This window comes from Vibrio sp. Isolate23 (genome assembly GCF_022398095.1).
Classification (GTDB): Bacteria; Pseudomonadota; Gammaproteobacteria; order Enterobacterales; family Vibrionaceae; genus Vibrio; species Vibrio coralliilyticus_A.
The window spans coordinates 328,089-349,735 of record NZ_JAKEUV010000003.1; the positions used below are offsets into that span (position 1 = coordinate 328,089).

18 protein-coding genes and 1 pseudogene are annotated in these 21,647 nt (G+C 43.4%); 12 read left to right on the forward strand and 7 right to left on the reverse strand.

Annotated features, from left to right (window positions below):
* Positions 1 to 223 precede the first annotated feature (223 nt).
* The gene (locus tag L1D31_RS11330) at positions 224 to 1,288 is read left to right on the forward strand and encodes a PQQ-dependent sugar dehydrogenase (protein ID WP_239837378.1); all 1,065 of its coding nucleotides are present in this window, start codon (positions 224 to 226) and stop codon (positions 1,286 to 1,288) included.
* A gap of 147 nt (positions 1,289 to 1,435) precedes the next feature.
* Here L1D31_RS11330 and L1D31_RS11335 read toward each other — a convergent pair whose 3' ends face one another.
* Positions 1,436 to 2,704: a DUF945 family protein gene (locus L1D31_RS11335; RefSeq protein WP_239837234.1), complete on the reverse strand. Its 1,269-nt coding sequence runs from the start codon at positions 2,702 to 2,704 to the stop codon at positions 1,436 to 1,438.
* Positions 2,705 to 2,883: 179 nt separating this feature from the next.
* Here L1D31_RS11335 and L1D31_RS11340 point away from each other — a divergent pair, with 179 nt between their 5' ends.
* The 3 genes from L1D31_RS11340 (at position 2,884) to L1D31_RS11350 (ending at position 6,054) form a co-directional block, all read left to right on the forward strand.
* Positions 2,884 to 4,818, forward strand: a complete 1,935-nt coding sequence (locus L1D31_RS11340; RefSeq protein ID WP_239837235.1) for an ATP-binding protein — start codon at positions 2,884 to 2,886, stop codon at positions 4,816 to 4,818.
* A 12-nt stretch (positions 4,819 to 4,830) separates the two neighbouring features.
* A complete protein-coding gene (locus L1D31_RS11345) occupies positions 4,831 to 5,328 on the forward strand; it encodes a response regulator (RefSeq protein ID WP_239837236.1) in 498 nt (165 codons plus the stop codon).
* 171 nt (positions 5,329 to 5,499) lie between these two features.
* On the forward strand, positions 5,500 to 6,054 hold the full coding sequence (locus L1D31_RS11350) for a hypothetical protein (protein WP_239837237.1): 555 nt from the start codon (positions 5,500 to 5,502) through the stop codon (positions 6,052 to 6,054).
* A 77-nt stretch (positions 6,055 to 6,131) separates the two neighbouring features.
* Here L1D31_RS11350 and L1D31_RS11355 read toward each other — a convergent pair whose 3' ends face one another.
* Positions 6,132 to 6,719: a TfoX/Sxy family DNA transformation protein gene (locus L1D31_RS11355; protein ID WP_239837238.1), complete on the reverse strand. Its 588-nt coding sequence runs from the start codon at positions 6,717 to 6,719 to the stop codon at positions 6,132 to 6,134.
* Between the two features lie 346 nt (positions 6,720 to 7,065).
* Here L1D31_RS11355 and L1D31_RS11360 point away from each other — a divergent pair, with 346 nt between their 5' ends.
* The 5 genes from L1D31_RS11360 (at position 7,066) to L1D31_RS11380 (ending at position 12,468) form a co-directional block, all read left to right on the forward strand.
* Positions 7,066 to 7,986 (forward strand): HDOD domain-containing protein, encoded by a 921-nt coding sequence (locus tag L1D31_RS11360; RefSeq protein WP_239837239.1) that lies wholly within the window; start codon positions 7,066 to 7,068, stop codon positions 7,984 to 7,986.
* A gap of 30 nt (positions 7,987 to 8,016) precedes the next feature.
* The gene (locus tag L1D31_RS11365; RefSeq protein WP_239837240.1) at positions 8,017 to 8,922 is read left to right on the forward strand and encodes a lysine exporter LysO family protein; all 906 of its coding nucleotides are present in this window, start codon (positions 8,017 to 8,019) and stop codon (positions 8,920 to 8,922) included.
* Positions 8,923 to 9,033: 111 nt separating this feature from the next.
* Positions 9,034 to 9,549: a hypothetical protein gene (locus L1D31_RS11370; RefSeq protein WP_239837241.1), complete on the forward strand. Its 516-nt coding sequence runs from the start codon at positions 9,034 to 9,036 to the stop codon at positions 9,547 to 9,549.
* Between the two features lie 140 nt (positions 9,550 to 9,689).
* Positions 9,690 to 11,336: a pyridoxal-dependent aspartate 1-decarboxylase PanP gene (panP, locus tag L1D31_RS11375; RefSeq protein ID WP_239837242.1), complete on the forward strand. Its 1,647-nt coding sequence runs from the start codon at positions 9,690 to 9,692 to the stop codon at positions 11,334 to 11,336.
* Positions 11,337 to 11,613: 277 nt separating this feature from the next.
* Complete coding sequence (locus tag L1D31_RS11380; RefSeq protein ID WP_019276064.1) at positions 11,614 to 12,468, forward strand: MurR/RpiR family transcriptional regulator; 855 nt, start codon at positions 11,614 to 11,616, stop codon at positions 12,466 to 12,468.
* 154 nt (positions 12,469 to 12,622) lie between these two features.
* On the opposite strand, the pseudogene L1D31_RS11385 reads toward L1D31_RS11380, so the two are convergent.
* Positions 12,623 to 13,771 (reverse strand): annotated as a pseudogene (locus L1D31_RS11385) (iron-containing alcohol dehydrogenase); the annotation flags it as partial.
* 282 nt (positions 13,772 to 14,053) lie between these two features.
* On the opposite strand from L1D31_RS11385, the gene L1D31_RS11390 reads away from it, so the two are divergent.
* Together L1D31_RS11390 and L1D31_RS11395 are read left to right on the forward strand one after the other, a co-directional pair.
* Complete coding sequence (locus tag L1D31_RS11390; RefSeq protein WP_006959039.1) at positions 14,054 to 14,320, forward strand: GrxA family glutaredoxin; 267 nt, start codon at positions 14,054 to 14,056, stop codon at positions 14,318 to 14,320.
* Between the two features lie 181 nt (positions 14,321 to 14,501).
* A complete protein-coding gene (locus L1D31_RS11395; protein ID WP_239837244.1) occupies positions 14,502 to 16,184 on the forward strand; it encodes an aspartate:alanine antiporter in 1,683 nt (560 codons plus the stop codon).
* 34 nt (positions 16,185 to 16,218) lie between these two features.
* Here the strand turns inward: L1D31_RS11395 and L1D31_RS11400 are convergent, their stop codons facing one another.
* From L1D31_RS11400 to L1D31_RS11415, 4 genes are all read right to left on the reverse strand, one after another.
* Positions 16,219 to 16,896, reverse strand: a complete 678-nt coding sequence (locus L1D31_RS11400; RefSeq protein WP_239837245.1) for an ABC transporter permease — start codon at positions 16,894 to 16,896, stop codon at positions 16,219 to 16,221.
* Positions 16,897 to 16,899: 3 nt separating this feature from the next.
* Positions 16,900 to 17,640, reverse strand: a complete 741-nt coding sequence (locus L1D31_RS11405; RefSeq protein WP_239837246.1) for an ABC transporter permease — start codon at positions 17,638 to 17,640, stop codon at positions 16,900 to 16,902.
* Positions 17,641 to 17,765: 125 nt separating this feature from the next.
* Positions 17,766 to 18,536 carry an ABC transporter substrate-binding protein gene (locus L1D31_RS11410; RefSeq protein ID WP_239837247.1) on the reverse strand — a complete coding sequence of 257 codons (771 nt, stop codon included), beginning with the start codon at positions 18,534 to 18,536 and terminating at the stop codon, positions 17,766 to 17,768.
* Between the two features lie 69 nt (positions 18,537 to 18,605).
* Positions 18,606 to 19,376, reverse strand: coding sequence for an ABC transporter ATP-binding protein (locus tag L1D31_RS11415; RefSeq protein ID WP_006959044.1), 771 nt, complete (start codon positions 19,374 to 19,376; stop codon positions 18,606 to 18,608).
* A gap of 676 nt (positions 19,377 to 20,052) precedes the next feature.
* Here L1D31_RS11415 and L1D31_RS11420 point away from each other — a divergent pair.
* Complete coding sequence (locus L1D31_RS11420; protein ID WP_239837248.1) at positions 20,053 to 21,600, forward strand: DUF3360 family protein; 1,548 nt, start codon at positions 20,053 to 20,055, stop codon at positions 21,598 to 21,600.
* Positions 21,601 to 21,647: the final 47 nt, after the last annotated feature.

Below are 21,647 nucleotides of genomic sequence, written 5' to 3' on the forward strand. Positions count from 1 at the left end.
TCAACTCTCCAATTGTAACACGAATACTAAATACGTGATAAACACCATTCATGACGAATCGTCATTTTTGACACTTCGTCATAATAGACCAAACATTAGCCAAACAAAAGGGGTAATGTGAAATATATACATAAAAACGATGATTTATTATCGTGCTACACTCTATGAACTATCTGAGCTAGGGAGACAACCTAACGTGATCAAATACTTAGCCCTACCCTTAATGACTCTCACATGCTGGGTAAATCAGGCATTGGCAATGGACTATGCAGTAGAAAAAGTAGCATCTGGCTTATTGGTTCCCTGGGGAATGACATTCGCAGATGACAGTACTTTGCTTGTCACAGAGCGTAATGGACACATATTGTCAGTGGACATCACGACAGGGGAAAGCACAAGATTGATGGGCAACCCAGCAGGGTTATACGCAAACGGTCAAGGTGGATTACTTGACATTGCAATGTCACCATTTGATGCAAACCAAGTTTATGTGACCTACAGCAAACGTACTACTAATGGTTCGGACACCGCACTCGCCACGTTTCAGTTTTCTGAAGACAAATTATCTCACTGGAAGAATATTTTCACCTCCACTTCCTACTCATCTACCAACCGCCACTATGGCAGCCGCATTACGTTTGATGAGCAATTCTTATACATGAGTGTGGGTGATCGAGGGGAAAGAGATAACGGTCAAGACCGCAATACCCACGCAGGTTCTATCCTTCGTTTATTGCCAGATGGTTCAGCTGCTAACGGCAACCCTTTCGCCAAACAAAAAGGGGCGGCAAAGGAGATATGGAGTTATGGTCATCGAAACCCGCAAGGCCTGTATTACGATCCCCAGTCCAAAACACTTTGGTCTATCGAACATGGGCCAAGAGGTGGGGATGAGATTAATCAGATCAAGAAAGGAAGAAACTACGGTTGGCCTATTACTTCTCACGGAAAAGAGTACTGGGGCCCTATCAATGTCGGAGAGTCTGAGGAAAAAGAAGGTATAGAGCCTCCAGTTAAGGTTTACGTACCCTCTATTGCGCCATCAAGCCTACTATTGTATCGAGGCAAGAACTACCCAGATTTGGATGGAAAACTGCTTGCCCCATCGCTGAAGCTCACTCATATAAATGTGGTCACTCTTGATGACCATAATCAAGCCGTTGGTGAAACTCGTATTCTAGAGAAGCTCAATGAGCGTATCCGACATATTACTGTCAGCCCCAAAGATGAACTCTTCTTTAGTACCGACCGAGGTAATATATACCGCCTTACTCCAAACCACCCTTGAGACAACTACAACCCATGGAGCAGCCTCAGATCAAAGGTAGGTCGTATTGGCCGACCTACCTTCACTAAAAAGATGAATCTCAGCAGTCAAAGCAGGCCCATCGATAGATGAAGGAATCTTTACCCTGTAAGCAACAAAAACTATTATTTATTGCTGCATCATTGCAGGTAACAAGATACCGATAAGTGGAATATGCTTACCATTTTCAAACACAAGATTGCCATCTTTAAGCTCTGCTTGAATTTGATAGCCTTGCTCATTTTGGCTGACAAACTCCATCACAATCGCTTCATCGATACCTTGCTTGATAAATGGATACTGTTCGACTAATCCCTTTGAGAAAAAGGTGTCAAGGTTACCGGTCAAAGAAGGAAGAATCATAGCGGGATTTTGTGTAACGTTATTGGTTCCTTCAGGCACTGTAATTTTCCATGTACTCTCAAACTCACCATTATCACCCAAAGTCAGCGCCATCTTGTTCATCGAGAGATAGAAACCTTTTGAGAATAACGTCTCAACATAAGGAATCGCGTTTTGAATGTCATCAGTAGTCAGTACTGGATTGTTCTGATACATACTGACTAAGTGTTCAAACGAGTCACTGTCTAAATCACCAAACTCTAGATCCAAAACTAAGTTATCCGCTTCTCCCTCAGACATCAGGAGTTTACTTGCACTGACAATATGTTGACTATTCACACGTTGAGAAACATCATCAAGGGAAGAAGAGAATTGATACTGGCCACTTTTCATTGAGAAAAGCCGCGCTTGGCTCGAATCAAGTATAGAGATATCGGCGATATTGATTTCTTGATCACCTAACCAAAAGCTATTTTGCTTTCTGCCCTGACCTGAACCTTTGATATTTGTAAGCAACATTTTCTCGCCGCTATTGAAATCTATCTCCACTGAAGGGATATCGAGATCGTAGCTCATCTCACCTAGGACGGTAACGTGCCCTTTGAGCGAAGAAGGCGTCACAGACACCATAGCTCCACCTTTATCCTCCGTCGATTGATGCCAGTTATCAAGATCCAAAACGTAATCCGTATTGCCATTTAGCTGTGTGACCGTGGTCAATGTCAGAGGAAACTGTTCGACATCGTTCAGCGTTGACGTTGCTTTCAAACTCAGCAAACCGTGAGACACATGGCTGTTTACGACAAATTCACTTGGTAGACCATCCATGCCAAGTTGGCTGGCAAGCTCTTGGTCGACGATGGTATAGCGAGTTTGAACTTCAGAAGACAGATAACCGCGATCGTAAGAAACAATTTCCGCTTTCAGGGAGTCATTGCTCAAATGGGCAATCCCGTCATGAATAACATTCTGCCCTATCTGCCCAACCGCCAGCGGCCAACACAAAGCCAAAGAGATGGCGCCACCAATAGCGCCGTATTTTTTCAACTGATGCATGTATTTATCTTCACTTAAGTATTTATTGCAGTTTACACCAAAAAACATTGAGTTAAATCAGAGTATTGGCATTCTTCACAAATCGTAAAGGAATCTAAAACCTGTGTCTCAGTCCCCTTGTTCAATCCTTGTTAGAGTAAAACCAGATTGGTGAGTTCAGAAAGAGACGAACGAGAATTGTGAATCAGTATGCCTTACTTTGTTTAGACAACAATCCCATTAGTGTAGAGCAACTGCGACGAGAGCTGAGTCAATTCGCTGCAAGGTTCGATATCCACACTGCAGATACGCTCGACGACGCTCATGCCGCACTCTCCTTTTGTCAAGAAAACCAACAATCCGTCGCCCTCGTCCTTGCCAGTCATCATGAAAACTTTAATGGGGCTGACTTTTTAATCCAACTCGACAAAAGCGCTCACACTCAAAGTGCGCGTAAAATTTTAATCAGTTGCGGACAAGATATCCAAGCCATCTTGTCTGCTGTCAACGAAGGGCGACTAGACCACTGCTTAACCAAGCCTCTCCAAGATAACCTCGTATACAAAACGGTTAAGAAAGAGTTGACCACATTTGTACTAGAAAACGATAAGGATAACCTTCTCTCTTATAGTCAGATACTTGACCAGCAGCGGCTGCTTCGCTCACATATTGAGTTGAAGATGCGTAGCTACCGAGAAGGGTTCATCACCGATCATCACAAACTCTCAGATCAAGAGCTGGCAGAACAGGTCATCTCCGCTCTTCATGATTTTTTCTCAGATACCGACGACACGCGTGCATGCCGTACCTACTCCTCACAACACTTACTGACGAAAGAAGGTGAAGAGAATCGATTTCTTTGGTTTATTACCGACGGGGAAGTCGCTCTCTATAAAAAAGATGACCAAGGAGTACAAAGAGAAGTCGTCCGCCACACAAAAGGGAACATTGTTGGAGGAATGTCGTTTGTTACTGGCGAGCTCTCTTTCTCTACGGCACTCACATTAAAAAAGACCGAGGTGATAAAGCTGGATAGAGACGTGTTCGCCAAAGTCATGCACTCAAACACAGCATTGCTCCCCCTCTTTACCAACCTTCTCTTACGGCATTTTAATCGTCGATTGCAGCGTAGCATCAATACCAAACTTGAACTGCAAAAGACTCTAGAATCCTTAGAGTCAGCACACCAACAATTGATAGAACGAGAAAAGATGGCCATGCTCGGCCAGTTAGTCGCGGGAGTTGCCCACGAACTCAACAACCCTATCGCTGCTATTTTGCGTGGTACAGAGACCATTACAACCAACATTGGTAAACTGGTGAGTGATCATAGGGATGAGCCATTGGCGGTACTAGGGGCTGATATTTTATCTAATTCGCTTGTGTCCAAACCAAGATCTACCTCTGAAGAGCGCCTGTTAGCGAAAAAGATTGAGTCTCAAGTGGGTGATCGACGTATTGCAAAAAAATTAGTAAAGCTTGGACTAGAGGAAAACCAAACCTGGCTAAACAATGCTGAGCAAGCCAGTACTACAATATTTGATGAGCTAGATACACTAGAACGTTATCATTTGGTTGGTTCAACTTTAAGATCAATCAATGTTTGTGCTCAGCGTATTGCCGATATGGTTAAGAGCCTGAAAGGCTATGCTCGCCCTGACGATGAGACCTTTCGCCTAGCCGATATACATGAGGGCATCGAGGATACTTTAGTTATCTTTGAAAACAAGCTCAAGATGCATACTGTTGAGAAAGAATATTGCGACTTACCCCCAATACAATGTATGCCCATTGCTCTTCAGCAAGTTTGGACCAACCTAGTTTCGAATGCCATTGATGCTTTACCTACAAAAGGAAAGCTTTCTATCCGCTCTGAAATTCATCACGCCCAAAATCAGAAATGGGTGGTGATATCTTTTGAAGATAATGGTTCAGGAATACCTCAATATTTACAGCGTCAAATTTTTGCCCTTAATTTTACGACCAAGAAAGAAGGGAATTTCGGGTTAGGTATTGGGCTATCGGTCTGCCAACAAATTGTGAATCAGCATGGCGGTAAGATTGAAGTGCAATCCGAAGCGGGAAGCTTTACCCGTATGTCCGTTTGGTTACCTTTCAAAACGCACAAGTCATAGTAAGGAATTAATATGCCAAAATACTTAATCTTATGTGTCGATGATGAGCGTGAAGTCTTAGATAGTGTCATTCAAGACTTAGAATGCTTCGAAGAGTATTTCGTTCTCGAAGCAGCCGAGTCAGTATCGGAAGCTAAATCTATTATTGAAGATGTAGAAAAAGAAGACGGACACCTGGCACTGATCCTGTGTGATCACATTATGCCAGAGCAAACTGGGATCAGTTTTTTGATTGAGCTAAGCGATAACCCTTCCACAAAAAACGCGCGGAAAGTCTTGCTAACTGGTCAAGCTGGCTTAGAAGACACTGTGGAAGCGGTCAATCATTCGAGTCTGCACTTTTACATTGCTAAGCCTTGGCGCGGCGAAGAGTTACGTGATGTCATTAAAAATCAACTGACCCAATATATGATCGAGAACAGTCACGATTTAATGTCTTGGTCTGCGGTGCTCGATACCGAACAAATTTTAAATGCCGTCGCAAAAAACAGAATGAGTTTTGGTGAATAAGCCACTATTTCTTATGTTTTTTGGCATATTTATTGCTTTATCATGTAAATAACGACAGAACAATGACATTTTTTGTAGTGTCGGACTGTGACAATGCATTATCATGTCGCGATATGGCAGCACTCCGTTGCACCTGACCAAGGAAATTAACAAGAATAGGTTTTCTTTTGTATGCGTAAAACAATCTTAGCTGCAGCCTTAGTGCTAGCATCTGGTCAAGCTTTTGCAGAGACCGACCCAAACAGCCCAACCGTAATGAGTAACTTCAGCTACGATTATCTGGAAGCTCGCATTGGTGCAAGCCCTGTAACCTTTGGTGCGGCTGCAAGCAAATCTATCCACCCTAATGCTCACGTTATTGGTCGAGTTGATTCAGAATTCGAAGGCGACTACGACGCAGCCGCTGGTTTTGGCTTTCACGCCCCAATCAACAACTGGGCCGATTTCACTGGTGAAATGCTGTTTCGTTTAGTGGATTTCGGTGGCAAAGCAGGGAAAGGCACAGACACAGGCATGGAGCTCAATCTTGGCGTACGCCAATGGTTAGGGCCACAACTTGAAGTGGGTGGTAAAGCTGGTTATGTCTCCATCGAAGACAATGACGACTGGATTGGTGCAGCGTATGTTCGTTTTCACTCAACAGAACTGTTTTCTCTTGGTGCTGAAGCTCGCATCAATGATTTCTATGGTGATCAGCTCATGTTCACCACTCGCTTCAAGTTCTAATCAAGAACAAGATGCAAAAAAGCCGAGGTACTCAGACCTCGGCTTTTCTTTTCCAGTATGGTATTTCCTCACACTGACTATGCGCAGCTCGCCAATAACTGGCGTTTACGTGGCTCTTGAATTAATTTCCAATGAACGCCATCAATCGCACCTGCAAATTTCCACAGTAATTTGACATCAACATCATTACCGTAAGTCGCCTTGACCTTGGAAAATACTTCTGGCGCACCTAGCTGCAGGAAAGTATCAACATCACCAACGCCTGCTTTTTTTACCATGCGTTCAAGAGTCAACTGCATGTTGGGTAAATCACGTAAACGTCGACTCGCGGATGATTTCTTATAGTGACGCTGAGATACTGAAAACTTAATTGAGTTCTCAACAATCTCATCCAACACCTCACTTTGATTATTAAATAGCTGAGTAATGTCGTAGTAATTGACCGTTGCCGTTGTTTGCTTCTTCACGTGACGGTACTTAATGCAGCCCAGTATAGCCAATTTGTCGTCTAGATATTCTCCACCTCGAATAAACACCTTATCAGCGCTGATTAATGCGAACATAGCGTCTTGCTTGAAGAGCCCCGTTCCACCAAACATTGAACGCTTTTGGAAACTACCAAACTTGTTAACATAATTAATAAATTGTTGCTCTGTCATATCCATTGATCCTTCTAATCTAGAAAACCCCGATTATTTTCGATCACCAGATAGCAGCAGCTTTAAGCGAAAAAGATAAATCAGCCAGCCAAGCTATGGTTTATGTTGTTATTAGCATACTGACTGCAAGTACAATAAATGATAGTTAACGATGAAAAATAAGTCTGTGCACAGCTCACACCAATAAAACTAAATTCATATAAAATCGAGACTAATATCACACAAGTAGGGTTTACAGACTTCACTGGCTAAAATACACCGGACAAAAACTCTCATTTAACTTATCAATAATTTGCATAACATTAGATATGGAAGTTAAACTGTAACAAGTACAATCTTTAGCTGATCATGCATGAACCACCTATCCTTTTATTGGCTTCCAGAAAACAATGAGCTTTTAGTCAAAGGCATCGAGTCTGAATTCTCAACGTTAGTTGAACATGCCATTAACTCGGGCAAAATTGCACTGCCGCCGATTTCCGATGTTGTTTTAAACATTCAAAAATTATGTACCCAAGATTCAACCACAGTGTTGGATATTGCAGACCGCCTGCTTGAAGATCCTGGCCTTGCCGCTATTGTCATTCGCGTGGCTAATTCTGTCATATTTAATCGCCGTAACATAACCTGCACCGATTTAGTAACTGCGGTATCTCGCTTGGGTATTCTACGAGTACGCGATATCGTAACAGCGCAGGCTATAGAGCAGTTGAAACACTCCGTTAATTTGAGTCGCGGCTGTAATGAAGTATTAGTGAATAGCGCTCATAACTCACGTGAGTTGGCAGCCACCATGGTGATGGTTGTGAAGGGTTTTAAAGAAGCTAACGCCCCTAAGTATAGTAATCTCGAAACAGATAAAGCCCTCCTCACTGGTTTACTCGCTGATATCGGCTTATTTTGTATCGTAAATGAATACCACATGTATCTTGAACAAGGTAATTATCTTGATGAAGATATCGCTTTTCAGATTTTCAATAACCAATGTTCCAATGCGAGCCGACTGGTGTTAAAGCATTGGGGATTTGACAGTGATTTCTTGGAAGTCGCAACCAATCAACTGCATCAAAGACAAAGTGTTGATGTGAGTTACCTAGATATAGCACGCATTGCCAATCACATTCTGATGTTCCGTCGACAAGATGAAGAAATCGACGAGCACACGGTTGAATTTGACCTAACTGGCGCAGATATACTGTACAAACTCAGTAATTTAAGTGATATTGAGTTCAATACACAGATCAATGAGTTAATCAGCGCTAGTGGACTTTAGCGCTTAACGTACCAGTACACAGGAAGCCACATGTTCTCAGGGATGATATTCATCTTTGCCCCACTTGTTGTGGGGTATTTAATATCGATTTCCACGTCGTCCATTCTTGATAAAATCAACGCAACTACTGCAAACCTGATTTATGTCATCTTAGCACTAATGGGCTTAAGTCTTGCTGCGCTGGATAACCTCGGGCAAAACCTACAGCTCATCCTCAAATACGTTGCCGTATTCTTTACTTGTCTTAGCCTGAGTAATTTGGCTGCTCTGCCCATCCTCGATAAGCTTTTGCCTATAGAAACCGATGCCAAACAAACTAAGATCCCTCTCTCAAGCATGGCCATGGAGTCCGTCAAACTCATTGCTGTTGTCGGAGGTGGTTTGTTCGCAGGATTAATGTTGCCGATCGATTTGAGTTGGGTAGACACAGCTAGCGAATGGATTCTGTTTGTCTTACTATTTTTCATCGGCATCCAACTGCGCAATAGTGGCCTGACGCTTCGCCAAATATTACTCAACAAACACGGTATGATCATCGCCTTAGTGATCATCGCAACCTCTATGATTGGTGGTATCGTGGCTGCCGTCCTATTAGATATCGATCTTTACCGTGGCTTGGCAATGGCCTCTGGCTTTGGCTGGTATTCTCTAGCGGGTATTTTGATGGGTGACGCTTTTGGCCCCGTTTATGGAGGTGCATCATTTATGATTGAACTCCTTCGAGAACTGATTGCCTTAGTATTGATTCCCCTCGCGATACGCTCTCGGCCTTGCACAGCAATTGGCTACGCTGGTGCAACGGCGATGGACTTCACATTGCCTGTCATCCAAACTACTGGAGGTGTCCGATGTGTACCCGTCGCGATAGTGAGTGGATTTATATTAAGCCTTTTAGTGCCCGTATTGATGCTTTTCTTTGTCTCTCTTGCAGGCTAGATCGCATGATTTTATCTTTAGATTCACTATATTAAGGCTCGACCACACATAATAATTTAGTGATTACTAATTTAGTGGTTTTATAATAACTATTCTTCAAAAGGAAACATTATGACACGTCTACTGATTGCATTGCTGTTAGGCGCGACCTCTACTATGGTTGCCGCTTCTGACAATGCATGTTTGTCCAAGAAATACGACGCTTATGTTGATGCTTCTCTACACTGGTACGAAGATCTAGCAAAGCTAACTTCTGAGCAATACCCTGATCTTAAAGAGGTCAGTGAGTGGTTTCTGGAAGGTCGAAAAAACCATTTTGAGTTAAACCGTGCAGCGGTTCACTACTACCTTGAAAACGACCCATCCAAGATAGCAACCAGTCAACCGGTCGAAGCATGGCTTCAACTAGAGCAAAAAGACATCAAAACCTTGTCTTCACGCAGCGACAAATTGGGCAGGTTAGCTCAGGTAACCTTTAGCGACCGTCAGTCTAAGCCACATGAGAAGAACTACGACCTTCGCTCTGCGTTTGCCGATCTCTTAAGTCACCCCACTAAAATAGACGACGCACTTAAGCGCTACAATCAGGCAATTAAAGAGTTAGAAACCATTGCCTGTGACACGTAATACGCTTTGCCACCAAGCCAGTTTGCTGGTGGCAAACTTCTTATTGCAGAAAAGAATTTCAAATAATTAAGACGGGACTTTGCGCCCGTTTTCGTTTAGATTGTCGCGCTGCAACAAAAAAGATAAGAGCAATGAGCTGTATGGTATCGGAACACAAAACGGCTGACGTGAGTTTCGAGAGTTTACTCCGAATCTTCACAGTCCCTGAAGGGCCAGACTCAACACTAACTAGAATTGAAGAGAAGCTATCGCAAAATCTAAACCAGTTTTTGCGAGAACATATTGTCGCGGAAGAAAAACCACTTAAGGAAATTGAGAAAGATTTCTCTAACGCTACGCTTCCAGAGCAGCCCGAGTTTGTTTCCGAACATACCCAGCACTTACTTGATACCTTGGTTTCCCACTCTGTGCACACCTCTGCACCAAGTTTTATTGGTCATATGACCTCGGCACTACCCTATTTCTTGATGCCGCTGTCAAAGATCATGATTGCGCTAAACCAAAATTTAGTAAAAATCGAGACTTCTAAAGCATTTACCCCCTTAGAGCGCCAAGTGCTCGGCATGCTGCACCGCCTTATTTACAATCAAAACGATGAGTTTTACGCCCAATGGATGCACAGTGCGAATCACTCACTAGGTGCGTTCTGCTCTGGTGGTACCATTGCCAACATTACCGCCCTTTGGGTTGCGCGCAACAACGCTTTAAAAGCTCAAGGTCACTTTAAAGGCGTAGAAAAAGAAGGCCTTTTCAAAGCGATGAAACATTACGGCTACGAAGGATTAGCGGTACTCGTATCAGAGCGTGGGCATTACTCACTAAAGAAGGCTGCAGATGTACTTGGGATTGGCCAGGAAGGCCTAGTCGCGGTAAAAACCGATGCTAACAATCGTATCTGCCCAGAAGCACTACGAGACAGCATCTCTCAGCTTAAGCAACAAAACATCAAGCCCTTTGCTGTGGTCGGTGTCGCGGGAACAACGGAAACAGGTTCAATCGATCCCATTGCTGATATTGCAGAAATTTGTCGCAATGAAAACTGCCATTTCCACATTGATGCAGCTTGGGGTGGTGCAACCTTGATGTCGAACAATTATCGTCATCTTCTCAATGGTGTAGAGCTTGCAGACTCAATTACCATTGATGCCCATAAACAACTGTATATTCCAATGGGCGCCGGTATGGTGCTATTCAAAGAGCCGGAAGCGATGAAGTCCATCGAGCACCACGCACAATATATCTTGCGAAAAGGTTCTAAAGATCTTGGCAGCCATACACTTGAAGGATCTCGCTCTGGGATGGCCATGTTAGTCTATGCTGCAATGCATATTATTAGTCGACCTGGCTATGAGCTCTTGATCGACCAAAGTATTGAGAAAGCTAAGTACTTTGCCGAATTGATCAAACAGCAAGACGACTTCGAATTGGTATCGGAACCAGAACTTTGCTTACTCACTTATCGCTATCTTCCTTCCGACATTCGTCGCGCTCTTGAGAAAGCAAACAACCAGCAAAAGTCTGAACTGAATGAGCTACTGAATGAACTAACTCAATTTATCCAAAAACGACAGCGAGAAACGGGCAAATCGTTTGTTTCGCGTACTCGCTTAAATCCCGAGCAGTGGGATAGGCTAAATACGATAGTTTTTCGAGTTGTGTTAGCTAACCCACTGACAGGAAGAGATATTTTGGGTATGGTGTTGGATGAGCAAAGAGAAATTGCTCAACAAGCGCCAAAACTAATGGCAAGAATCCAATCAGCTGCTCAAAAAATCAAAGAAAACTGAAAATTTCTTTCTAAAAAGCTGTAACTTGCCAAACATCGATGGCCTCAAATCGCGAAAACTTTTGCATATAACGATAATTTGTGTAGTTTTGGCAAAGTTTAGTTTGAGGCTTGTCATATTCTCACTAATTGAACTGTATAAAAATTACTGTAAATCTGTTGCTTAGGTTTATACTGGACCCATGGCGCTGGATAGTTATTGCCTTTAGGTGACGACTTGTAACCTTTTAATGAACAGGTATATCCAGTGAGTTGTTCTCTATACCCTCGTGAACACTATGAATACATTAGAAAAAATTCAGAAAAATCTAGAGAATTTTAGCAAGTCTGAACGTAAAGTGGCTGAAGTTATTATGGCTTCTCCTCAGACAGCAATTCACTCTAGTATTGCGACACTGGCCAAAATGGCAGACGTAAGTGAGCCAACTGTTAACCGCTTTTGCCGCCGCTTGGACACCAAAGGCTTCCCCGACTTTAAACTTCATCTAGCGCAAAGCCTCGCAAACGGAACACCTTATGTGAACCGTAACGTAGAGGAAGACGATGGACCGGATGCATACACCCATAAGATTTTTGAATCTACAATGGCTTGTTTAGATGTTGCGAAGAACAGCCTAGACTCAATGCAAATTAACCGGGCTGTGGATTTGCTTACTCAGGCAAAGCGCATATCATTTTTTGGCCTTGGTGCTTCTTCGGCTGTGGCTCGAGACGCTCAGAATAAGTTTATTCGCTTTAACATCCCAATTACCTGCTTTGAAGACATTGTGATGCAACGTATGAGCTGCATCAATTGTACTGATAACGATGTCATTGTTTTAATTTCCCATACAGGCCGTACTAAAAGCCAGGTAGAAATTGCCAACCTAGCACGCGAAAATGGCGCAACGGTTATCGCTATTACCGCTAAAGATTCTCCGCTGGATAAAGCAAGCTCTCTATCTATTTCATTGGATGTTCCTGAAGACACCGATGTCTACATGCCAATGGCAAGTCGTGTCGTACAAATGACGGTCATCGATGTGCTAGCAACAGGCTTTACGCTGCGCCGTGGTTCCGGTTTCAGAGAGAACTTAAAACGTGTAAAAGATGCACTTAAAGATTCTCGATACGATAAGCTGTCACAGTTTTAAAAAAGGAGCGCTTGTCGCTCCTTTTCTCTACCCTCCATCTAAATCTTGACTAAGAGTTTTGTGTCTTAACTTCTCTACTTTTAAGCTCACCACCTAAGACACGAGCAGTTGCTTGTGACTCGGTCATATTTTTTTGCCTACCATTTTCGCCATGGCAATTGCATACTTGTCTAAGAATATAAACTAACCGATCTTGGGTGAGTGGAAGAGGATTACCTTTAATAGCGACAGATTTGAGTGCGTCAGCAGCAACCAAATCAAACGAAGTGCTACAGATACCGAATTGATCCAGCTTTGGGAGATATAATTTATCTAGCATCATGTTTACCCAAAGTATTGCATCCTCTCGTCTAGCATTTGTTCGTCTTGTCAAAATCCTTGCAATATTTTTATAACGCTTAAGGACGTCATGCCGACCCACTATTTTAGCCTCTTTAATGTTTTCCGACATCACATATGGTGCTAAACGAGCACTAATTACACTATGCGGAGCTTCTAACTTACCGCCTAAAGCAGACGCCAAACCATGAGCAGCACCCAACTTAGCATTAGTGCTCGCCATCCCTCCCAACATAGCGGCGAAGGATAGGTCAGAACGTGCATCTGGCTTATCGTCAAGGCATCCAGAGAGAATTGAAGTACTCAATCGCCGAAGCCCTTCTTCACAAATCATATCAGTCAATGGGTTCGGATCTCCGCAAACATAAGCTTCCATCAAATGTGTGAAAGCGTCCATCGCTCCTCTGCCCGATGTATAAAGGTCTGTACCGTAGGTCAACTTTGGGTCAACGATGGCTACATCCGCTAACATATCAGGGCTACGTAGGCTGACTTTGACTTGATCTTGTCCGGAGCGTAAAACTGCATTACGTGTGACTTCAGAACCCGTACTTGCCGTTGTAGGAATGGCAATGAAAGGAATAGGCTTGGCTTTTAAGGGAACACTACGCCCAACCACTTCAACATAATCATATACATCGCCCTGATTGGGAATGATCGCTGCCAACGCTTTGCCCATATCCAGAACACTACCCCCACCAATCGCAACGACCATATTAGGTTTAAACTTTCTCCCAATTAACGCTGTTTCTTCCACCATTGTAATATTTGGCTCACCAGACACCGACACATGTTGATAACGCATTGATTGAGATTCTAGATAATCGACTACAACTTTTGCCCTATCTAGGCTCTGACCCGAAACAAGTAACACGCTATAACCGTATTGGTTGAGAATAGAAAGCGATGACTGCAGCGAACCTTCACCAAAAATAATTCGGGTGGAAGTCATGAATTGGAACATACCCGAACACTCCCTGCTTGATACATACAACGAATAGAGTGCCTTGAAGCGATAGAAATTAAATTGATTCAGTGCAACTTGCATCCATTAACCCTATAAAAAATAAGACTTTCGCGAGCAAGCCCTCAAGTTAACTATCACATGCATTTGGTAAACTTGTACGGATAACGTACAAAAAGACGTCAATAGCTTTTACCTATCAAATCAACAGGTAATTGCATCTTTATTTCCTACTTTTATTCGTGCATAGTTGCACGTAACAAAATAAAGGAGAAAGACATTATGTTCGTAGTTATCTTTGGTCGCCCAGCATGCCCTTACTGTGTTCGTGCAAAAGAACATGCTGAAACGCTTAAAGCTAAGCGCGACGACTTCAACTACCGTTACGTTGATATCCATGCAGAAGGTATCTCAAAAGCTGATCTAGAAAAAACAGTAGGTAAACCAGTTGAAACGGTTCCACAAATCTTTGTCGATCAAGAGCACATTGGTGGTTGTGATGACTTTGAAGCGTATGCAAAAGAGCATCTAGGTCTTTTTGACGAGTAATTATCACGAATTAAAGAAGCCGCTTATTAAGCGGCTTCTTTTCATTTTGAATTAAATCAATATTGTGAATTCGTTACTCAAGTCAGCTAATAGTAAATTATCAAATTTTTCACTTATCATTTTGCAATATTCAGATACAATTCGCACACTTACCCTATGGCACTGAAACAAGAGCTGCCCAGTGAACATCGATGTTGTAAATTTGCTTGAGCAAAATCCAATCCTTCTCATTTTTGTGGTCCTTGCCATCGGCCTGGCAATCGGAAAAATTCGCTTTGGAAATCTTCAACTTGGCAACTCCATAGGAGTACTCCTGACTTCGCTGATTATGGGGCATTTAGGCTTTACGTTTAATGCTGATGCGCTGACGATTGGCTTTATGCTCTTTATTTACTGCGTAGGTATCGAGGCAGGTCCAAACTTCTTTGGTATTTTCTTTAGGGATGGCAAACACTACTTCATTCTCAGTATGGTCGTGCTTTCAACCGCTGTATGTATTACCTATTTTTCCAGCCACAGCTTAGGGCTTGATTTCGGTCTTTCTGCTGGCATGATGGCGGGAGCTTTAACTGCGACACCAGTACTTGTAGGGGCTCAAGATGCACTGAACTCTGGACTAGCCACAACCCCTCGCGGGATGGACTTTTCACAAGTGATTGAAAACCTGTCTGTTGGTTATGCCATGGCCTATCTGATTGGTTTGATCAGCATGATTATGTTCGCTAAATTGCTACCCAAGTTGCAAAAGCAGAACCTATCAGATTCTGCTCAGCAAATCGCTCAAGAGCGTGGGTTAGGAAACACAGGACAACGTAAGGTCTACTTGCCCATTATTCGTGCTTATCGTGTCGGTCAGGAGCTGATCGATTGGATTGATGGTAGAAACCTGAGGGAACTCGGTATCTATCGACAAACTGGCTGCTATATTGAGCGTATTCGTCGAAATGGCATACTCGCCCATCCTGATGGTGACGCTATTTTGCAACAAGGCGACGAAATCGCACTGGTTGGTTTTCCAGACAGCCATGCTCGGCTGGATCCTAGCTTTCGAAACGGGAAAGAAGTCTTCGATCGAAATCTTTTAGATCTACGCATCGTTGAAGAAGAAATCGTCGTAAAAAGTGACTCTATCGCCGGTAAGCGTCTGTCAGACTTGAATCTATCCGAATACGGCTGTTTTTTGAACCGCGTAGTACGAGCACAAATCGAAATGCCCATGGATTTGGACATTGTTCTGGCGAAAGGGGACGTGCTGCAGGTCAGTGGTGAAAAGAGCCGTGTTCGTGGCTTAGCGGAAAAAATCGGTTTCATCTCAATTCACAGCCAAATGGCAGATTTGCTCGCTTTTTGTAGTTTTTTCATACTCGGCATCCTGTTCGGCCTCATTACTATGACTTTTGGTCAAGTTTCGTTTGGCTTAGGTAATGCCGTCGGCCTGTTGCTATCAGGTATTACCTTGGGGTTCTTACGAGCCAATCACCCCACGTTTGGCTATGTACCGCAAGGCGCACTAAACATGGTTAAGGATCTAGGCTTAATGTTCTTCATGGTTGGCATTGGCTTAAGTGCCGGTGGTAAAATGTTTGAGCATTTAGCGCAAGTTGGCCCACAGGTGATCGGTTTATCCTTCTTAGTTAGTGTCGTTCCAGTCGCTCTTGCCTATTTGGTTGGAGCTTATATCCTCAAAATGAACCGAGCACTGCTTTTTGGTGCCATTATTGGTGCTAGAACCTGCGCTCCGGCAATGGACATTGTGAACGACTATGCTAAATCGACCATTCCAGCACTTGGATACGCTGGCACCTATGCCATTGCAAACATTTTGATGACCTTAGCGGGTACGATTTTGATCATTCTTAGCTAACTAAAAAGGCTTCCAGATGGAAGCCTTTTTTAATTCAGCTTAACGGTCTCAAATATGCCAAGAAACGTTTCTCTGCGTATTTGAAACACCAAAGAATAATAAACGTCAACATCATATAGAATAGACCAGCCGTTAAGAAAGATTCGAATGGCGCATAGTAGCGAGAGTTAACCAATCGTGCCGCACCTGTGAGGTCCACAATAGTAACGATACCTGCCACCGCACTACCGTGAAGCATAAAGATCACTTCGTTGCTATAAGCAGGTAATGCTCGACGCAAAGCGCTTGGCAAAATGATCCTACGGTATGTCATAAACGTCCCCATTCCATAGGCTTTAGCCGCTTCAACTTCACCTTTAGGTAAACCATTAATAGCACCGCGGATAATTTCAGCCGTGTATGCTGATGTGTTGAGCACAAAAGCAACAAGAGCACAAAACCATGCGTTCTCCCACAAGGTATCTTTGACTGGGAAGAACTGATCCATACCGTAGTAGATCAGGTAGAGCTGAACCAGCAATGGTGTACCACGGAAAAAGTAGATAAATGCCCAGCTCGGTCCATTAATTAAATAATTTGTGCTATTACGCGCCACACCAAGAGGAATCGCGACGCAAAGGCCAATAATCAGAGCTAAGCCCACCAGCCACACAGTCGTCCACAAGCCTTCGAGATAGATAGGTAAACTTTCGATAATCAGTGAGAAATCCATTTCTTACCTCGCATGAATACTGAATTTGCGCTCTACAAGCTTGAGCAAGCCCGTCGATACACTGGTGAAGAAAAGGAAAATGATCGCAACAGCCATGTAAAAGGTAAACGGCATTTTAGTAGAACCCGCAGCGAGTGAGCTCATACGGACCATATCTTCCAAACCGATAATGGAAACCAACGCTGTTGTCTTTAGTAATACTAACCAGTTATTGCCAAATCCAGGCAACGCGTGACGGATCATTTGAGGTAAAAGGATGCGTCGAAAGGCCAAGACTGGATTCATCCCGTAAGCTTTTGCCGCTTCTAATTCACCCTTATCTACAGCCATGATTGCGCCACGGAAAGTTTCCGCCATGTAAGCACCAAAAATAAAGCCAATCGTAAGCACACCGGCAATAAATGGACTGACATCAATGTAATCCGGCAAGTATGACGTCCATTCATGATTTGGGTCACTAGAAGCAAACCACTCATTCAATGATTCATTAATGGCATATAAGCTGTTGTTAAGCAGAATTTGTCCGCCGAAGAAAATCAGCATCATTAAAACTAAATCGGGAATACCACGGATAACTGTGGTGTAAAGTGTTGCAATTGCGCGTGCCCAGCGGTATGGCGCCATTTTTGCCAATGCGCCCAGCATGCCTAAAACCATCGCAAGCAGCAGCGAAAGTAGCGCTACTTCTATGGTCACAATGGCCCCTTTAAATATAGAGGCTTCGTATCCTTGTAAATCCAGCATAGGTGAGTTCCTGATCCCTAGACTCAAAGCTTGCTTACTGACTTATATAACCATCAACAAGCTATAGATATAGTTCGACCGCTGGCTACTTCTAGGAACTAGAACCAGCGGTCGCTTATCGACGATTACTGACCGTAAACGTCGTAGTTGAAGTACTTAGCAGCAATTTCTTGGTAAACACCTTTCTCACGTAGAGATAGGATTGCAGCGTCTAGCTTCTTAGTAAGATCTTTATCTTGCTTACGTACTGCGATACCAAAACCTTCACCGAACCATTTTGGATCCGTTAGTGACGGGCCAACAAATTCGTAAGCTTCACCGCCGGCTTTATTTAGTACGCCTTCTTCAAGAGCAGATGCATCACCAAGAACCGCAGCCACACGACCGTTTGCTAGGTCAAGGTATGCTTCGTCAAAAGAGCCGTAACGTACGATCTCAACTTTGTCACCGTAGTTATCAGTTAGGTACTTATCGTGAGTTGTTGCACGTTGAACCGCGATTTTTTGACCATCTAGGTTGTCAAAATCTAGACCTGCGCCTTTTTTCGCGATGAATTTGTTAGGGATCAAAGCGTATTTGCCCGTGAAATCAACTTTCTTCTTACGCTCTTCAGTGATGGACATCGCAGCAATGATTGCATCGTATTTACGCGCTAGTAGAGAAGGAATGATGCCATCCCAGTCTTGCGCAACGATTTTACATTGAACCTGCATTTCCTTACATAGAGCATTTGCCATGTCTACGTCGAAACCTTTAAGAGAGCCATCCGCTTCTGTCCAGCTAAATGGAGGATACGCACCTTCAATACCAAAGCGAACTGTCTTCCAATCTTTCGCTTGAGCCACACCTGTTGCTGCCGTAGCAGCCAAAGCTGCAACTACTAACCACTTTTTCATTTCCATACTCCTGTGATTGTGATTTTTATCTTATATTGTGTCTGTCATTAGCCTGCTGTAAATGCAAGCTTAGTAAATCGATGAGATGAACTGCTGTAGACGTTCTGAGTCTGGGTTAGTGAAGAGCTTAGCAGGGTCTCCCTGCTCTTCCACTAAACCTTGGTGTAAGAACATGACATGGTTAGAAACATCGCGTGCAAATGCCATTTCATGCGTTACAACCAACATGGTTCGGCCTTCTTCAGCCAAATCTCGCATTACACCCAACACTTCACCTACCAACTCTGGGTCAAGTGCAGAGGTAGGCTCGTCAAATAACATCACTTCAGGATCAACAGCCAATGCTCGTGCAATAGCAGCACGTTGCTGTTGTCCACCAGAGAGGTGACCAGGGTAATAATCTTTACGCTCGTACAGACCAACTTTTTTGAGTAGCAGCTCGGCATTCTCCAACGCCTGAGCTTTAGGTACGCCTAACACGTGTACTGGCGCTTCAATAACATTTTCAAGAACGGTCATGTGCGACCAAAGATTGAACCCTTGAAATACCATGGCAAGCCTAGAACGGATGCGCTGTACTTGCTTTTCGTTGGCTGGAACAGCCTCACCTTGGCGATTGTTTTTCATTTGGATCAACTCACCGTTAACCCAAATTTCACCTTCAGTAGGCGTTTCAAGAAGGTTGATACATCTTAGGAAGGTACTTTTACCTGAACCTGATGAACCGATAATGGAGATAACGTCCCCTTTGTGTGCCTCAAGTGAGATACCTTTAAGGACTTCATTTTGCCCGAATGTTTTGTGCAGTTCCTTTATGTCCAGCGCTGGTACATCATTCATGCGCTAATACTCCCTGTCTTTTATTATTTTTCCAACCCTTTATACGGCTCTTGTGATTGGTTAACTGCTGGGTTCCACCCATATTTCGCTACAAACTAGCACTCCCCAGAGCAACATGCAACAAATTATTAACCTTCATTTTTGAGATATACAACCACTTTATACGATTAAATATTCAATTTTTAGTGCAATTATCTCCATAATGCGCATAAATCATTTTTATAAACACATTATCTACCGAACCGATGAATTAACATTTTTATAAAAACCAGATCTATCTCAACAATTCTCTCAATAGTGATAAAGAGTGTAATATTGATGTTGTTTCAAAAGTCGTAAAAATCACATTGTGAAAATTATTTTCACTTTGAATTTCAATAACTCATTATCATCTCAATCACTCTGTAGTTTTCTTTCACATTCTTTCATAAAGTGATCTAAATCAATCACTCTTTAGGGTTAGCACGTTACACTCGCCACAAAGATAAAAGCCTCAATAAGCAAATTTTTGTCTTTTCTATCGTCTATGCTTAAGCACGCTAAACACACCGCACAGACAATAGTTCAAGGACCCAAATGCAGGAAGCTGAGTCAGGTTTTTAATAAGATCGTCTACCTACAATAATTACGGGCGACTCTTTGAAGAATTATTAACTTTTTAGAATATGAGGAATCTATGTCAGACGCAGTCAATAAACCGCACTCTGATTCGGATATCGAAGAGAAGAGCTATCGTGAGCTGCACCGCCCAGCTTCCGAATTTGAAAGCCGTTCAGATTATCTAGATCATGAACTACAAATCATGGAGCCTCGTCGCTTCGGTTTAAACTTACCTGGTCGTGACTTCCGCTTTGAGCTCGAAGATTTAGTCCCCGCATTAGCAGGGACCATCGGCATTATTGCGATGTATTCAGCCGTAATGATGTCATGGGCTGAAGGTCTGACCGCAGCGTGGGAGCATATCAACCTTGGTAAAGACTTTGCTATCGAAGTTGCTCGTGTAGAAATGTTAATTCCTGCATTGCTCTTCTGTGTACTGGCTTCCGGCTTTATTAACCCGAAAGCAAACCTAGCTGGTAACCACGGTCCAATGATCCCTCTAATTGGTACCATCGCTTTAGCTGGCGCGCACCCTCTTGCATTGGCGATTCTTATCGGTATCTTCGGCCTGCTACTGAGTTTCCTCAAAGGCGGGTCTAAGCTCGTTAATTTGACCTCACAAGGTACTGCTGGCGGCTTGCTGATTTTCCTCGGTCTAACTGGAACCATGAGCCAAATTAACTCAATCCAAGCTTGGGCTGTAGGTCTTCAATCGGACACAGTAGCCGCTGGCAGCATGGGCTACGTTGGCCTGATTGTCCTAGCCGTAACTATTGCTCTATATGCGTTCTTGGCAAAAGTAAACAAACGTTGGCTTGCGATTCCCGTCTGTGCATTTACAGGCTTAGCGATTGCACTCGTACTTGGCGCAGGTTTCGACATTAAATTCGTCACGGAAACAGGTCTTCCTAACCTAAACCCAGTATACTGGTGGGGCAGCACCGAAGAAGGTTGGATGCTAGGTCTTCCTAATATGGAACACTTCATTGCATCACTACCGTTTGCAATCCTAGCAGTCGCTATGTGGTCTCCTGACTTCCTAGGTCACCGTATCTTCCAAGAACTGAACTACCCTAAAAAGACTGAAAAAGTACTAATGGACGTTGATGACACTATGACAATGTGTTCTGTTCGTCAGATGGTAGGTACAGCAGTGGGTGGTGGTAACATCACTTCATCTTGGGGGACTTACATGATCCCAGCAGCGATCGCAAAACGCCCTATCCCTGGCGGAGCTATCCTTCTAGGTCTTCTAGTAATGATTATTGCAATCCTTGGTTTCCCAATGGATATCGCAGTATGGCCTCCAGTCATGCGTGTAGCTCTTCTTGTTGGTGTCTCACTTCCTCTACTCGAAGCGGGTATGCAGATGGTGAAAGACTCGAAAGATTCGCAAGCAGCAGGTATCTGTATCTTTGGTTCTGCTGTCGTCAACCCTGTACTTGCTTGGGCTCTGACTATGCTACTCGATAATAATGGCCTGATTGGTGATAAAGAACGTGCTGCTCGTCTGTCATTTGTCGACAAGATAGTTATCCCAGTTGGCGTACTCGTTATCTGTCTCGTCGCTATGCTGGCAGTTGGCATGCTTGAAGGCCAGTACGGCATCCAAGCTTGGTTATAACAATTCAATTATTTTGTGGGTGGCAAGCTTTGCCACCCTATTTTTAT

Coding starts and splice junctions, on each gene's coding strand:
- L1D31_RS11330 (WP_239837378.1), top strand. CDS start 224: ATGACTCTCACATGCTGGGTAAATCAGGCATTGGCAATGGACTATGCA.
- L1D31_RS11335 (WP_239837234.1), bottom strand. CDS start 2,704: ATGCATCAGTTGAAAAAATACGGCGCTATTGGTGGCGCCATCTCTTTG.
- L1D31_RS11345 (WP_239837236.1), top strand. CDS start 4,831: ATGCCAAAATACTTAATCTTATGTGTCGATGATGAGCGTGAAGTCTTA.
- L1D31_RS11350 (WP_239837237.1), top strand. CDS start 5,500: ATGCGTAAAACAATCTTAGCTGCAGCCTTAGTGCTAGCATCTGGTCAA.
- L1D31_RS11355 (WP_239837238.1), bottom strand. CDS start 6,719: ATGGATATGACAGAGCAACAATTTATTAATTATGTTAACAAGTTTGGT.
- L1D31_RS11360 (WP_239837239.1), top strand. CDS start 7,066: ATGAACCACCTATCCTTTTATTGGCTTCCAGAAAACAATGAGCTTTTA.
- L1D31_RS11365 (WP_239837240.1), top strand. CDS start 8,017: ATGTTCTCAGGGATGATATTCATCTTTGCCCCACTTGTTGTGGGGTAT.
- L1D31_RS11370 (WP_239837241.1), top strand. CDS start 9,034: ATGACACGTCTACTGATTGCATTGCTGTTAGGCGCGACCTCTACTATG.
- panP (WP_239837242.1), top strand. CDS start 9,690: ATGGTATCGGAACACAAAACGGCTGACGTGAGTTTCGAGAGTTTACTC.
- L1D31_RS11380 (WP_019276064.1), top strand. CDS start 11,614: ATGAATACATTAGAAAAAATTCAGAAAAATCTAGAGAATTTTAGCAAG.
- L1D31_RS11390 (WP_006959039.1), top strand. CDS start 14,054: ATGTTCGTAGTTATCTTTGGTCGCCCAGCATGCCCTTACTGTGTTCGT.
- L1D31_RS11400 (WP_239837245.1), bottom strand. CDS start 16,896: ATGGATTTCTCACTGATTATCGAAAGTTTACCTATCTATCTCGAAGGC.
- L1D31_RS11405 (WP_239837246.1), bottom strand. CDS start 17,640: ATGCTGGATTTACAAGGATACGAAGCCTCTATATTTAAAGGGGCCATT.
- L1D31_RS11410 (WP_239837247.1), bottom strand. CDS start 18,536: ATGAAAAAGTGGTTAGTAGTTGCAGCTTTGGCTGCTACGGCAGCAACA.
- L1D31_RS11415 (WP_006959044.1), bottom strand. CDS start 19,376: ATGAATGATGTACCAGCGCTGGACATAAAGGAACTGCACAAAACATTC.
- L1D31_RS11420 (WP_239837248.1), top strand. CDS start 20,053: ATGTCAGACGCAGTCAATAAACCGCACTCTGATTCGGATATCGAAGAG.